Annotated in this window: 8 protein-coding genes and 1 pseudogene; 4 read left to right on the top strand and 5 right to left on the bottom strand. The window is 27.4% G+C overall.

Annotated elements, in window-relative coordinates; genetic code table 11:
* Positions 1 to 134: 134 nt before the first annotated feature.
* A pseudogene (locus ERUM_RS03590) lies at positions 135 to 530 on the bottom strand (response regulator); the annotation flags it as partial.
* A gap of 738 nt (positions 531 to 1,268) precedes the next feature.
* Here ERUM_RS03590 and ERUM_RS03585 point away from each other — a divergent pair.
* Both ERUM_RS03585 and ERUM_RS03580 read left to right on the top strand, forming a co-directional pair.
* Entirely contained in the window at positions 1,269 to 2,084 is an 816-nt protein-coding gene (locus tag ERUM_RS03585) for a cell division protein FtsQ/DivIB (RefSeq protein WP_011155342.1), read from the top strand.
* A 271-nt stretch (positions 2,085 to 2,355) separates the two neighbouring features.
* Positions 2,356 to 3,771, top strand: coding sequence for a sigma-54-dependent transcriptional regulator (locus ERUM_RS03580; RefSeq protein ID WP_011155341.1), 1,416 nt, complete (start codon positions 2,356 to 2,358; stop codon positions 3,769 to 3,771).
* A 1,382-nt stretch (positions 3,772 to 5,153) separates the two neighbouring features.
* Here the strand turns inward: ERUM_RS03580 and ERUM_RS03575 are convergent.
* Positions 5,154 to 6,137, bottom strand: a complete 984-nt coding sequence (locus ERUM_RS03575) for an NAD(P)H-dependent glycerol-3-phosphate dehydrogenase (protein ID WP_011155340.1) — start codon at positions 6,135 to 6,137, stop codon at positions 5,154 to 5,156.
* Between the two features lie 259 nt (positions 6,138 to 6,396).
* On the opposite strand from ERUM_RS03575, the gene ERUM_RS03570 reads away from it, so the two are divergent.
* Positions 6,397 to 7,335 carry a tyrosine-type recombinase/integrase gene (locus ERUM_RS03570; RefSeq protein WP_011155339.1) on the top strand — a complete coding sequence of 313 codons (939 nt, stop codon included), beginning with the start codon at positions 6,397 to 6,399 and terminating at the stop codon, positions 7,333 to 7,335.
* A gap of 2,607 nt (positions 7,336 to 9,942) precedes the next feature.
* On the opposite strand, the gene purM is transcribed toward ERUM_RS03570, so the two are convergent.
* Entirely contained in the window at positions 9,943 to 10,971 is a 1,029-nt protein-coding gene (purM, locus tag ERUM_RS03565; RefSeq protein WP_011155338.1) for a phosphoribosylformylglycinamidine cyclo-ligase, read from the bottom strand.
* A gap of 151 nt (positions 10,972 to 11,122) precedes the next feature.
* On the opposite strand from purM, the gene ERUM_RS03560 reads away from it, so the two are divergent.
* Positions 11,123 to 11,761, top strand: a complete 639-nt coding sequence (locus ERUM_RS03560; RefSeq protein WP_011155337.1) for a histidine phosphotransferase family protein — start codon at positions 11,123 to 11,125, stop codon at positions 11,759 to 11,761.
* 809 nt (positions 11,762 to 12,570) lie between these two features.
* Here ERUM_RS03560 and ERUM_RS03555 read toward each other — a convergent pair.
* Positions 12,571 to 13,458 (bottom strand): hypothetical protein, encoded by an 888-nt coding sequence (locus tag ERUM_RS03555; protein WP_011155336.1) that lies wholly within the window; start codon positions 13,456 to 13,458, stop codon positions 12,571 to 12,573.
* A 405-nt stretch (positions 13,459 to 13,863) separates the two neighbouring features.
* Positions 13,864 to 14,229, bottom strand: coding sequence for a ribosome silencing factor (gene rsfS / locus ERUM_RS03550; RefSeq protein WP_011155335.1), 366 nt, complete (start codon positions 14,227 to 14,229; stop codon positions 13,864 to 13,866).
* Between the last annotated feature and the right edge of the window lie 104 nt (positions 14,230 to 14,333).

The following is a 14,333-nucleotide window of genomic DNA, read 5'->3' as shown; positions in this document are numbered from 1 at the left end:
TATTTATCTAGGTAATAATTTTATGTCTTATCAAAATATGTCATATGTGTTTTATAAACTTCATAATATATATACATTCATGTAAGAAATCTTTATCTATAGTTTTGATAATAATATGAATATAAAGTATCATTATTAACCATACTTCTCAAATTACGTATAACAGGGGAGTTACCGACTATTTCATAATCCTCAAATGCTGATTTCAACTCATCATTTTCTCTACGTAATCTACCAGACTCTATAGCTCTCTTTACAACTAACTTTAATCTTCCTTCTGTAAAAGGCTTTTCTATATAATCATAAGCACCCATATGCAGAGACTTTACAGCAGTGGCAATATTACCATGCCCACTAATCATAATAACAGGCAAATAAGGATACCTTTCTTTAAGCTTTTCCAGTACACTTAATCCATCAATATCAGATCCTCTTAACCATATATCCAATAATACAACATCAGGCTCTTTTTCATAAGCCATCTTGATCGCGGATAAACCATCAACTGCTAATTTAGTGATATAATTATCACACCTAATATATCATTATTAGTTCCATAGGTAAGTTTTTATTATAGATAGACTGAGATCAGTATTTTTAAATAAAATTTTTTTAATAGTTGTTTTAAGAAATATTCTTATTTGATGTGAGGTTTTCGAATAGGGTGTTGTAGTTTAAAATGATCTTAATTATATATGATAATTATTGTTGTAAGTTGATTGTAATATTATCAATGCGTAATCAGAATTTGGTAAAGTTATGAACCTGATTTCTTTGATTAAAAATATATTAATATTTATAGATTTGCCAAAACAGCGAATTTTATATATAAAAACTTTTTAGGGTTAAATAATATTCACTATGGTATATGTTAAATAAGTTTCTTATTAAGTGAATTAAGTTTGTTTCTTTATTTCTAGTAATAGTTCATATAGAACTTAGTTTTTATATTATTTTATTATAATATATTATATTTTTGATATTGTCTTTAGATTTCATATAATGTTGTATACTTAAATGGTACTATAACGTTATTTATGAGCATATATTTTATTTGTATTAGAAGAGTTAGGTATTCTGTTGTTATGCTCAGCTTTATATAGGTAACATCGTAAATCTAATACTGTAAGAATTATTCTACTTTTTGTGATATAGCAATCAGTGGATAGTTTATCTATTAAGTATGGAATAGACATTTTATATAATTATGTTATTGGTGATTTATGATAAATTAGTGGAATATTTAGATTGAGGAGTATTATGGTGTTATGAAAGAGACTGATGATCTTAATAATGTAAAGGAGTATCAATTTTCGGATAATGTTGAAGATTTTGCTACTTCTAAGGTAAATAAAAGAAAGATACGTTTTTCTTACAAAGGTTTAATCATAGCTATTGCTGTTAGTGTTACTATAACTTGTTTTATAACAACTAAAGTCACTAGTAAGTTTGATAATTATTCTCTTGTTATGTTATATAGGTTGTCAGATCAATTAGTCAATTGTGGATTTACTGTTGATAAAATATTGATTGATGGTAATGAATATGTAAGTTCTGATGAAATACGTAAACTTGTTGATGCAAGGTCTATCTTTTTTGTACCTTTGGCTGATTTGAGAAACAAAATAGAGTCTAGTCATCCATGGATCAAAAGTGCCTCAGTTAAGAGGCTATTACCAAATACTTTACAGATAACAGTTCAAGAATATTCTGCTTTTGCAAATTGGTATCATGATAACAAAAATTCTATCATTGATAGTTTTGGGCATGTTATTGTTGATAATTGTAGTATAAGGGATGATTTGACTTCAATACATGGAGATGGTGCGTTAACTCATTTAGATTTTATACGTGAAGTAGTCAATGATAATACTCTTGTTGGTGGTATGGTTTCATCTATCACATATGTTGATAGTCATTGGTGGGATATTATTTTGTCTAGTGGTTTAAATATAAAATTACCTAATAATGATCCTTATGCTGCTTGGCGTGAGTTATTGAATATCTATAAAGCTTCAAGTGAGTTTTTGGTATGGAAAACTATAGACATGCGTGTTCCAGGGAAGGTTAATATAATGAAATAATTTATTAATAATTAGTTACTATAGGTTTACAAAGTTGATGATAAGTTTTTTATTAAGTGTTTTTATTTTTCTTTTTGGATATATAGGAAACCTATGCTTGATAAATTAGTAATAATAGTAACTAATTTTTATAATATGTTTAAATTTATAAGTAAAAAATAATGAATTTAATATATTGGTTGTTGATCATTAGTGTGTGTGGTAGTATTATGAGGTGTACTTTAAAGGAGTACATTGTGTTTGCAGTATTTCATTAGTATTGTAGGTAATTATGGCACAGGATTTTGAAATGTCCAAGGAAAGATTGTATATTTCTGAAGTATTAGTTGTTGATGATGAAGTTGATATCAGAAATCTAATAAAAGATATATTAAGTGATGATAATTATGTCACTAAATTAGCAGTTGATGGTTTATCCGCGATCAAGATGGCTTATGAAAAAGAGCCTGATGTTGTATTATTAGATATATGGTTAAGAGGATCTGATATTGATGGATTAAGTGTACTGGAAAAGCTTAAAGAAAGGTATCCTTATTTGCCTGTTATTATGATTAGTGGGCATGGTAATATTGCCACTGCTGTAAAGTCTCTGCATATGGGTGCTTATGATTATATAGAAAAGCCTTTTACAGAAGGAAGATTAAAGTTAGTTGTAAAGAGAGCTATAGAGTCTGGTAGATTACGTAGAGAAAATGATGAGTTGAAATCAGCATTTGAGGATTATGAAATAGTCGGTAACTCCCCTGTTATACGTAATTTGAGAAGTATGATTAATAAAGCAGCTACTACATCGAGTCGTATACTCATTACTGGTTCGCCAGGTGTTGGAAAGGAAGTAGTTGCTAGGCTAATACATAAAAAATCCAAGGGGTATGATACTCCATTTATATCTATGTACTCATCTATGCTACCAGCTAATAATTACTTGGTTAATATATTTGGTAGTGAGGAAAGTAATAATATATTGTCTCATAGAGTACCTCCTCATATTGGAATTATAGAGCAAGCAAATCATGGTACGTTATTTATAGATGAAGTAACAGATTTACGATACGATACGCAATTAAGATTACTCAGATTATTACAGGAGGGAAAAATATATAGGGAAAATAGTAAGATTCCTGTTAGTATAGATGTGAGAATTATTGTGTCTTCTTCCAAAGATATTGAAAGTGAAGTAAAAGCTGGTAGGTTTTGTGAGGATTTATATTATAGATTAAATGTCCTTCCAATTAGAGTACCGTCTTTAGTAGAATATTGTACAGATATACCGGAATTGTGTAGGTATTTTATGAATAGCATCTGTAAAAAAATAGGTTTGTGTACTCATGTATTAAGTGATGAAGCTTTAATAGCAATGCAGTCATATGAATGGCCAGGTAACTTAAGACAATTACGTAATGTTATAGAATGGATTTTAATTATGAAATCTCCTAAGGAGATGATTACAGCAAAAGATTTACCAGTAGATATAGTATCTAATTCGCCTATTAATGATGTTTTAAGTGCTAAAGTTATTTCTGTACCATTACGTAAAGCTCGTGAAGAATTTGAAAGACAGTATTTAAAAACTCAGTTATCTCGTTTTGGAGGTAATGTATCACGAACTGCTGAATTTGTTGGAATGGAACGTTCAGCATTACACCGTAAATTGAAAATTCTTGGATTGTGTAATGTTTCTGAATAAACATTGCATGTATAATTATTTATGTATGAATTATGAAGTCATTTTTTTTAAAAGGATATGATATATTATAGAATTTGATAACTATGTGTTGGTGAAGTATATATAATTCTTGAATTTGTTATAATGGAACTTTGAGTTTTGTTGTTGAAATTGGAAATTTTGTAATTGTATAAATATACATAACTATTTTTCTTTATTATTTGATGTGTGCTGTAGGGATATCTTACTTAGGTATGATATACTATTGGTTCCTATGTTTAGAGTAGGTGGTTATATTAGAAATTTGTTTAATTTATTTGACGTGTATTGTATTTTCTTCATCTTGTTGCAAGAATGTGTATTTTAACCTTCTTGGGTAATTAGCAATTTTATCAAGAACTAATGGGTATAAAAAACAGTTTATCATATTTTATGTTTGAAATATGTCAAGGGTGATAGAATCTATTATGTCAGGACATCTGTGTAATATTACGTAGTAAATAGGTGTTTTAGTAATTTAATATAATATATGTATTGGTTCTTTTTATTAGTTATTTTATGTAAAATTATGTTCATTATATCATGATGTAGTGAGAAAGTGTGCAAACATATTATTTTATAAATAAGTAAAAGTTTAATTTGACTTATTTATAATCTGATAACAATTGGTTAATTGAGATAGGAGATAGGAGATAGGAGATAGGAGATAGGAGATAGGAGATAGGAGATAGGAGATAGGAGATAGGAGATAGGAGATAGGAGATAGGAGATAGGAGATAGGAGATAGGAGATAGGAGATAGGAGATAGGAGATAGGAGATAGGAGATAGGAGATAGGAGATAGGAGATAGGAGATAGGAGATAGGAGATAGGAGATAGGAGATAGGAGATAGGAGATAGGAGATAGGAGATAGGAGATAGGAGATAGGAGATAGGAGATAGGAGATAGGAGATAGGAGATAGGAGATAGGAGATAGGAGATAGGAGATAGGAGATAGGAGATAGGAGATAGGAGATAGGAGATAGGAGATAGGAGATAGGAGATAGGAGATAGGAGATAGGAGATAGGAGATAGGAGATAGGAGATAGGAGATAGGAGATAGGAGATAGGAGATAGGAGATAGGAGATAGGAGATAGGAGATAGGAGATAGGAGATAGGAGATAGGAGATAGGAGATAGGAGATAGGAGATAGGAGATAGGAGATAGGAGATAGGAATTTGTTTATATAATTAGCTAGGAAATTTTAAGTTATACTTAAGTTTGTTATGTAATATGTTACATACTTAGTTGGGTGTTAACGGGATGGGTATTTGACTGCTTTTTATATGTGTGGTGAACGTTGTATGTTATATTTTTGACCGTTTATTTATCATTGTGTTGAAATTATCAAAGGATGATTAGACTAAGATAATATATTTGATATGGCTTTATCTAGTGATATATTCTCATGTAATAAATTGTAAATAGATATACAAATTGGTAGTTCTACATTAAGTTTTTTTGCTAATGATATCAGTGGTTTTACAGTGCTGGTTCCTTCAACAAGCTTTAGGTTGTGATCTATTAATGTATTTATGTTTCTACCTTTTCCTATTTCTAGTCCAAAAGCCATATTGCGTGAATGTTCTGTTGTACATGTTAATATTAGATCTCCAAGACATGATGGACCAATTAATGTATGAAGATCTATTGAATGATTTTTTGCTATATATAGTGTTTTAATTTCATTCATGCCTTTAGTTATAACAGTAGCAACAGCGTTATTACCTAAATTTTTTCCAGCGATTATTCCACATGCAATTGCAATTATGTTCTTTAATGCAGCTCCAATCTGTACACCTATAATATCTTGATGGTATATTATTTTTAGAACATCATTACTTATTTTTTCTATCAGTGATTCACCAAGTTCTTTATTATCGCCAGCAAGTACTATACTACAAGGAAGATGTTCTGCAATTTCTTTAGCAAAACTTGGACCAGATAGTATAAAAATTGGGTTATATTGTAAAATTTCTTCTGCTATTTCACTGGGAAATTTGAGTGATGTAATTTCGATACCTTTACTACAAATTAATATTGGAGTATTTTTACACATATGCTGTTTGTGTTGTATTTGTGTACATATGGTGCGTAATTGTTGTGTAGGAATAGTTAAGATAATACATGTATTGTTGTCAGATAATACTTCATCTATATTGCTGGTTGCATATATGTTGTCTGGTAGATGATATGTAGGTAAATATTTTAAATTTTTTCGGTAGGTGTTTATATGTGTAGTATTTCTATGATCACGTCCCCATAAGTTAACTGATATACCATGTGCTGACAGTGCAATTGCTATTGCTGTGCCAAATGATCCTGCACCTAAAATACTGATTTTCATTTTCTACCTAATTTATATCAAGAAACCAGTCAAAAATTATATATTATTTATTGTATATTATCTAGTGTTAAGAAATGTGTTACTATTGTTAATCATGTCAGATGTGATATTATGCTAAATATGATGAGTAGTATAATAAATTTGAAATATATTAATAAGTTAAGTATCTCAGTATATTTGTAGTTCTTGCTAAAGACTATTGAGGATTTTTTTATTGATTGGATAGTATTATTATTTTGTTTTGATTGATTTTAAATATATGTCGAATAAAGAACTCTATGATATTGTAAATGATTGGAAAATATGGATGGAACAGGAGAAGAGGTATTCTTTGAATACAGTTGTTTCTTATGTAAGAGACCTTGATAAGCTTATAAAGTTCTTGCATAAGAGTACAGGGTGTTCTGTTACATTAAATGATCTTGTGCATGTTAAAATTGGAGATTTGAGAAAATGGTTTGCTTCTAGATATCAATGTGGAGTTGAAGCAGTTACCAATGCAAGGTCACTGTCTGCTTTGAGAAATTTTTTTCGTTATCTATCACGTATGTACTATATAGACAGTCAAGCAGTGTTTTATTTATCTAGGCCACATCTTAAAAAAACATTACCTAAAGTATTAGCAGGATCTCATATTGAGATAATACTGAATTATTATAAACAATTACCGCAGAATTGGGTAGATATGCGTAATTTTGCAATCATGATGTTGCTTTATGGATCTGGTTTCAGGATTAGTGAAGTAGTTAATTTGAAGTTTCAAGATGTTAGAGAAGATAGACTTTTTATTACTGGTAAAGGCAATAAAGAAAGAGTAGTACCTATTTTATCAATGGTATATAAAAGCTTATGTCAATATATAGAGTGTTGTCCATATTATTTGGGTGCACGACCTAGTAACCAATATATTTTTGTTGGAGTTAGAGGAAAAAAACTGAGTAGGACTCATTTTGCAAACATAATGCAAAAGCTTCGTGCTGAAATGGGGTTGCCTGATATTACAACTGCTCATACATTCCGTCATAGTTTTGCTACACATTTATTTATTGGTGGTGCTGATATTAGATCAGTTCAGGAACTACTAGGTCATACAAGTTTATCTACTACGCAAATTTATACTCATTTAGATCATAAGAGCATTATTGAGCATTATAAAGCTTTTCATCCTCAAATAGTAAAAAAGAATATTGATTATTAAAAATGTTTTGAACATTATTTGGTCATTGGTATCTTACTGTCTATACTATATATATTTTTTCAATATGTTATGTTAAATTTATATAGAAATAACTTAATAAATATCTACTTGATAGGTAAAGATAAAAAATATTGTCTTTTAACCTTTTGGAAATAGTTCTTAATTTTATTGGTAATGTTTTAAAAGTTATGTACTCGTTAACGTCTTATTTTATGTTATGAAATATATTGTGCTTAATTTATAGAAATTACTTAAATAGATATTTATTCGATTAGTACTTGTATAAAACATGGCTTATTTAGCTGTTAAATAAATTTCTTCATGGTTATTTAATATTACAGTATTTTGAATATTATAACTTATTGATGTCTTGTTTATTTTGTTTTAAAAAGCATTGTACTGAGTTTATATGGGAATAGCCTGGTAAATATCTATTCAGTAAGTAGGATATAAAATCATTATATTTTTAATACTTGAGGAAGATTCCTCATTGCTCAAGATGTTTTTAACGTTATGGTATACCAGTTTTTATTTTATATTTTGTGTTATTATAATGCTTATATTTCTATTTAATATTAAGCAGTTGTTTAGGTTGTCTATTCAAGTTTTATTAATCAGTTTGTTTTTTGTATTGTGTAATATGTACTAATATAATAAAGGTGGTTTTAAAGGATATATACCATGTATATAGTGTCATCTTTGAATGCTTATATTTCTATTTAATATTAAGCAGTTGTTTAGATTGTCTATTCAAGTTTTATTAATCAGTTTGTTTTTTGTATTGTGTGATATGTACTAATATAATAAAAGTGGTTTATTAAAGGATATATACCATGTATATGGTGCCATCTTTGTTAGTAATGGTGTATAGATATATTATTTGGTTATAAAAAAGAAAAGATCTTGTTCTAAATCTATAGAAATTTTATATGAGGTTTAACATTTTATATATATGAAGTATGAAGTAACAATGCTAAAGATTGCTTATGTTCTTGATTTTATTTGTGATAAGTAAACATATATTCTTTAACTTAGTATATAGGAAATTCTGTTGATAGTATGTGCAGTTTAATTCTGTGTGAGGTTTAACATTTATATATTGAAGTATAAGTAACAATGCTAAAGATTGCTTATGTTTTTGATTTTATTTGTAATAAGTAAACATATGTTCTTTATGAGTATATGGGAAATTCTGCTGATAGTATGTGCAGTTTAATTCTGTGTGAGGTTTAACATTTATATATTGAAGTATAAGTAACAATGCTAAAGATTGCTTATGTTCTTGATTTTATTTGTAATAAGTAAACATATGTTCTTTATGAGTATATGGGAAATTCTGTTGATAGTATGTGCAGTTTAATTCTGTGTGAGGTTTAACATTTATATATTGAAGTATAAGTAACAATGCTAAAGATTGCTTATGTTCTTGATTTTATTTGTAATAAGTAAACATATGTTCTTTATGAGTATATGGGAAATTCTGTTGATAGTATGTGCAGTTTAATTCTGTGTGAGGTTTAACATTTATATATTGAAGTATAAGTAGCAATGCTAAAGATTGCTTATGTTCTTGATTTTATTTGTAATAAGTAAACATATGTTCTTTATGAGTATATGGGAAATTCTGCTGATAGTATGTGCAGTTTAATTCTGTGTGAGGTTTAACATTTATATATTGAAGTATAAGTAACAATGCTAAAGATTGCTTATGTTTTTGATTTTATTTGTAATAAGTAAACATATATTCTTTAACTTAGTATATAGGAAATTCTGTTGATAGTATGTACAGTTTAATTTTCTATAGTGAATGTCGGATATTATCTATGTATTGGATATTTTCTATATGATTTTTGTTATGAGTATATATTTCCAATTAATATAAAAAACTCTTAATTATATTAAAGAATGAAAATTATGTAGGATATTAGCATTATATGTTTATACTATCAGAGTGAAAATAATATCATAGAAAGTTTTTATGTATTGTGTCCCATAAGTGTGTTTTAGCATATTAGTAATCAGGGTATATACACTTAGATACATTATTAATAAATTATATACAGTTAAAATTTACATATAATATTAGTAAAAATCGTACATTTGTGTTATGTGGTTATGAAGAATTATTTGATTATGTTATAATGATTTTTTGAAAAGTTATATTTATCAGCACAATATATACTAATTTTCATAATATCAAGAGAACTTATGATTGAATCATATATAGTAAGGTTGGTTCTGTTATTAGCATTGATAATAGTATATTAATAGCACATATACTAAAGATTTTATTACATAATATAGTGTGTTTACTTACATTGTTAGGGTTACAATGGATTTATGGTGTTGTCACATAATATATTATAAATTTATTATATGAGAGGTATTATGCCTTTCTTGTGAAGAAAATAATTTATAAATGTTATTTTTTTTGCGTTAATTCTGTTGAGTTAGTGTAGACTTTTATTTTATATGTAATACGGAATGTATTATAAAATATCTTATATATTAATTTATAAAGTTAAACCCTTTTTAGTATTAAACACATTAGTATATTGTATTGTTGGTTTTATAATTACAGTTGTTGAATGTTAAATAATTTTAAATTTACTGAAATAAAATTTGATCTCCAGTTATATTATCTGTAACTTTGCCAATTTTATATACAATCTCACCTGTAATTTCTAACATGGATAATATTTGATCTTCATGTTCTTGTGGTACAATTACTACCATTCCAATACCACAGTTGAAAGTTTTTAGAAGTTCTGTCTGTGATATTTGTACTGTAGTTTTTAACCAATCAAATATTTCTGGCATTTTCCATGAATTTAGACTAATTTGTGCTGATAGATGATTGGGTAGAATGCGTGGTATGTTGTATATAAAACCTCCACCAGTAATATGTGCTAATCCACTGATTAATGGTATTATTGATAGTAAGCTGTTAACATAAATTTTTGTGGGAATTAATAAATAACTTCCCCATGTTTCATCTGACCAAGGACATGTGTCCTGATAATTTATATGATATTCATCTATGATATTTCTTATAAGAGAAAATCCATTTGAGTGTAAACCACTTGATGCTAATCCAATAATTGTGTCTCCAATTTTGATATTTTTGGTTTTTGGTAAAATATAATCTGCTTCTGTAATTCCAACTGAAAAACCGGCAATATCATATTTATTATTGTCATACATTCCAGGCATCTCAGCAGTTTCTCCACCTATTAAGGCTACATTTGCTTCTTTGCATCCTTTTGCTATGCTACTAATCACTTCTAAAGTAGTATTATGGTGAATTTTCCCTGTTGCAAAGTAATCTAAAAAAAATAATGGTTCTGCTCCTTGTGCTAAAACATCATTAACACACATTGCTACTAAATCTATTCCTATGGTTGTATGATTATTGGTATCTTGAGCTATGCATAATTTTGTACCTACTCCGTCAGTTGATGATACTAAAATTGGATTGCGATATTGTTTTATTTTAGATATATCAAAAAGTGCTCCAAAAGATCCTATATTACTGACTACACCTAGTCTGGATGTTGAAGATGCAATTGGCTTAATTTTTTCTACTAAACTATTACCGGACTCAATATCAACACCGGCACTTGAATATGTTTTCATGAATGCCTTAAATAATGGAAAATCTTTATATTTAGTTAATTAGCATAGCATTAAATACTTGTACTTCATATAAAAAATTGTTTACTAGTTAATAAAGTTATTTTTTTTATATGTTGACATATAGAAACGTTATATAAAATTTAGGATTTTTATGCAAAATAATGATGTTTTATCAAATATTGAGTTAATATCTGCAAGATTATTGCATGATTTGGCTGGATCAGTGGGTGCTATAGTAAATTATATAGAATGCTTAGGTGATGATGAAAGTTTATCCGGGAGTATGATGCCTCTACTTTCTGATGCATCTAATGATGTAATGAATAAGTTTAAGTTGCTAAAGCAGGCCTATAGTATTTCTGATGATAATGGTGATTTTAATAGTACCAAGTGTAACATAGAAAATTATCTAACAAGAAAAAAAGTTATTCTTGAATGGAATGTTAATGTACAGATTTTTGATGCTGAGTTGATTGAAAAGATTAATAAACTACTGACTAATATGGTTATGGTACTCATGCTTTTTGTAATTAATGGGAATAGAGTAAAGATAATGTTGTCTAGTATGAGTGATGGTCATCTATTAATTGAAGTGATTGCAAATGCACAAATTATAGAAATGCATGAAAGTATTAAGAGTATTCTTAATGGAGATATAACTTCTGTAGAGTTAACAACTAGAAATGTTCAAGTCAGTTTTCTTATGTTACTTATCAGTAATTATAATGCACGTATTGCATATGATGTACAACAAACTGTATTTAAATTTATTGTTGATTTTCCATTATAAATTAAGCGTAAGAGAGTGCAATTTGTGTGTAAATAATTTTCAATGGTAACATCTTATATCATTATAATTTGGGTTTAAAGTTGTAATATTATTATAATATATGTTGTGTAGAAATGTTTATATGGTTAAATAAAACCAGTTTTTTAGTAGATTAGTATTAAATCAGTGATCTAAGGTAGGAGGGGGTAGTATCAATCTATTCAGCTTGATGTTATATTAATATTAGTAAAGGGTGTGTATTAGTAGAATTTTACTGACAGTATTCCATGATGTTATTAAAAAAAAAATTTATTATTAATAGTATATGGAATATATGATATGTTTAGAGTTATAGTACATGTGTTATTATTATAATTGTGTTAATCTTATAAAATGATGTAAAACTCTATAGATCGAGAGCATCTTTTAAAGATATAAGGTTATATAAAATGTTTTAGCAATATATCATTAGAAAAATTAATATTTATTTATGTTGATGGTTGTATACCAAACTTTGATATCATTAATCTATTGTTTGTTTTTTAGCCGGTTATGTAATACTGACTTTGTTTATTATTATCAGTGCTTTTGTAATAGATGTTTGTATAATGATAAGAATCAATCTTTATAGATTTACTCAGAATATAGTTTAATGGTAGTTTTTTTTATAGGTTATTCTCTAGTTCTGTATTGTATAAATAAACCATGTATTATTATATTTAAAATTCTGTGATATTGAATCTGATCTAATATTTTAACTAATATTTGTAGTGAAGTTGGTTTATTGTACAAATTAGTACACATTATATTCAAGATGCCTTGATTAGTCATTATAACTCGGTATTAGCATCTTTTATAGACCCTCCTCCAATTTCTTGTTGAGCAATGAATAGTATCTTATTTATTTTATTTATTAGTTCTGTGGCATCAATTTCGTTATACATTTGAGCATAACCTATTGATATTTTTGCATGAAAGTTTTGTAAGCTGTTATTTATACTTTTATGTAACCTTGAGACTGCTGAGTATGCATATTCAGATTTACATCCTAGTAATATGCATATTATTTTATGTTCTCCAATGTAACCAGTTATATCACTTTCTCTGATGTTTTTGTGTAATAAATCTATGGTATTTTTTGTTAAAATATCGATGTTCTTACTGTTATGTGGAGGATCTATACTTAACATTGCAATAGTAGCTCTCATATTGTATTTATGTAGAAAATCTAAGATGATCTTAATCTCCATAATTGTTGATGATTCATCCATAATTTCGAATACTGGATGCATTGTATATATTGTATTGTTAGATATAGATTTTCTAAATATATCAAGTTTTTGAGAAATAGTAGTGTCACGTATTAAGAATTCATAATTTATTATATTTCTATCAAAATTAGCTGTACGAAAAATTTTTGCTTTTACTGTTATATTCTTATTATTTTTTCCTATAAAAGTTAAATTATTCATTTTAGATATAATATCAAATAAGTCAGTTCCATCATTTGTGTATTCTAACTCATTGTTCATATCTTCTACTAGATTTTTATTTAGGATTGTTGATAGTGGTTTATTAGAGAGTTCAGAATTTGTATAATTGAGAAGAAGTTCTGCTGACTTATTAAGACTAGTAATCATTAAATTTTTAGTACTATTGTCTTGTTGTACTGATATTACAGAATCATCAGATCTTCTTGCAACTATGAAATCATTCATATTTTTCTCGTATTTATGAATTTTTAAGAATTAAAAACTTTTTATTATTTTGTGTGTATATAAATTTTACTTTTACTCTTTAATTTATGATGCATAATTAATGAATTATTCATAAGGTTACTTAATAAAGTACTAAGGTCTCTGTATAACATGAATATGATAATGTAATAAGGTAGACTTATAATAGGTTACGACATATAATTCTAATATTAATGGTGTAAGTAATATTGTTAATGTTAGATTTGTTAAGTATAAGATATACTATTTTATAGTAGATGTATGTTGTGTAGTTATTAACAGACATTAGGTGTTATTGCTGTAGAGCATCAAATATGGATTTCATATACTTACTTAATTAATATCCAAACGCTATTAAGAAATATTATGTATAATTAAATTGTATGGTTAAGATTTCTGACCTAATACCTGACCATGCCATAAGCTTTCAAGCTGATAATATTCACGTACTTCTGGCCTGAAAATATGAACTAGTATATTATGAAAGCTCGCTATTACCCAATTACCTTCCTTTAATCCTTCAATTGATACTTTTTCATATGGTTTGATTGCTTTTCTGACTTTTTCTGCTAAGGATTTTACATGATAGTTTGACTGTCCTGAAACAATAATTAGATATTTAGCTAAGTTGCTTATGTTGCCAATATTAATGGTAACAATATTGGTTGCTTTGTGTTGATCAAGTATGGATATTACTAAATCTTTCAGATCTTCTTCAGAACTGAATACGATGTTAGACTCCTTTGGATTCATGACTCCTCACGTTTATTAAGCTTAGTTATTACATTTTATCATATATTGGATATAATACAAACTATTATAAATGTACTAAAAGTAGTATACTTATATTTAAATAT

It is taken from the genome of Ehrlichia ruminantium str. Welgevonden, from assembly GCF_000026005.1.
In the GTDB taxonomy this organism is placed as follows: domain Bacteria; phylum Pseudomonadota; class Alphaproteobacteria; order Rickettsiales; family Anaplasmataceae; genus Ehrlichia; species Ehrlichia ruminantium.
This window is presented reverse-complemented; position numbering and strand designations above follow the sequence as displayed.

Excerpts from the sequence above, each read along its gene's own strand:
- rsfS (WP_011155335.1), bottom strand. The coding sequence starts at position 14,229 with ATGAATCCAAAGGAGTCTAACATCGTATTCAGTTCTGAAGAAGATCTG.
- ERUM_RS03560 (WP_011155337.1), top strand. The coding sequence starts at position 11,123 with ATGCAAAATAATGATGTTTTATCAAATATTGAGTTAATATCTGCAAGA.
- ERUM_RS03570 (WP_011155339.1), top strand. The coding sequence starts at position 6,397 with ATGTCGAATAAAGAACTCTATGATATTGTAAATGATTGGAAAATATGG.
- ERUM_RS03555 (WP_011155336.1), bottom strand. The coding sequence starts at position 13,458 with ATGAATGATTTCATAGTTGCAAGAAGATCTGATGATTCTGTAATATCA.
- ERUM_RS03580 (WP_011155341.1), top strand. The coding sequence starts at position 2,356 with ATGGCACAGGATTTTGAAATGTCCAAGGAAAGATTGTATATTTCTGAA.
- purM (WP_011155338.1), bottom strand. The coding sequence starts at position 10,971 with ATGAAAACATATTCAAGTGCCGGTGTTGATATTGAGTCCGGTAATAGT.
- ERUM_RS03575 (WP_011155340.1), bottom strand. The coding sequence starts at position 6,137 with ATGAAAATCAGTATTTTAGGTGCAGGATCATTTGGCACAGCAATAGCA.
- ERUM_RS03585 (WP_011155342.1), top strand. The coding sequence starts at position 1,269 with ATGAAAGAGACTGATGATCTTAATAATGTAAAGGAGTATCAATTTTCG.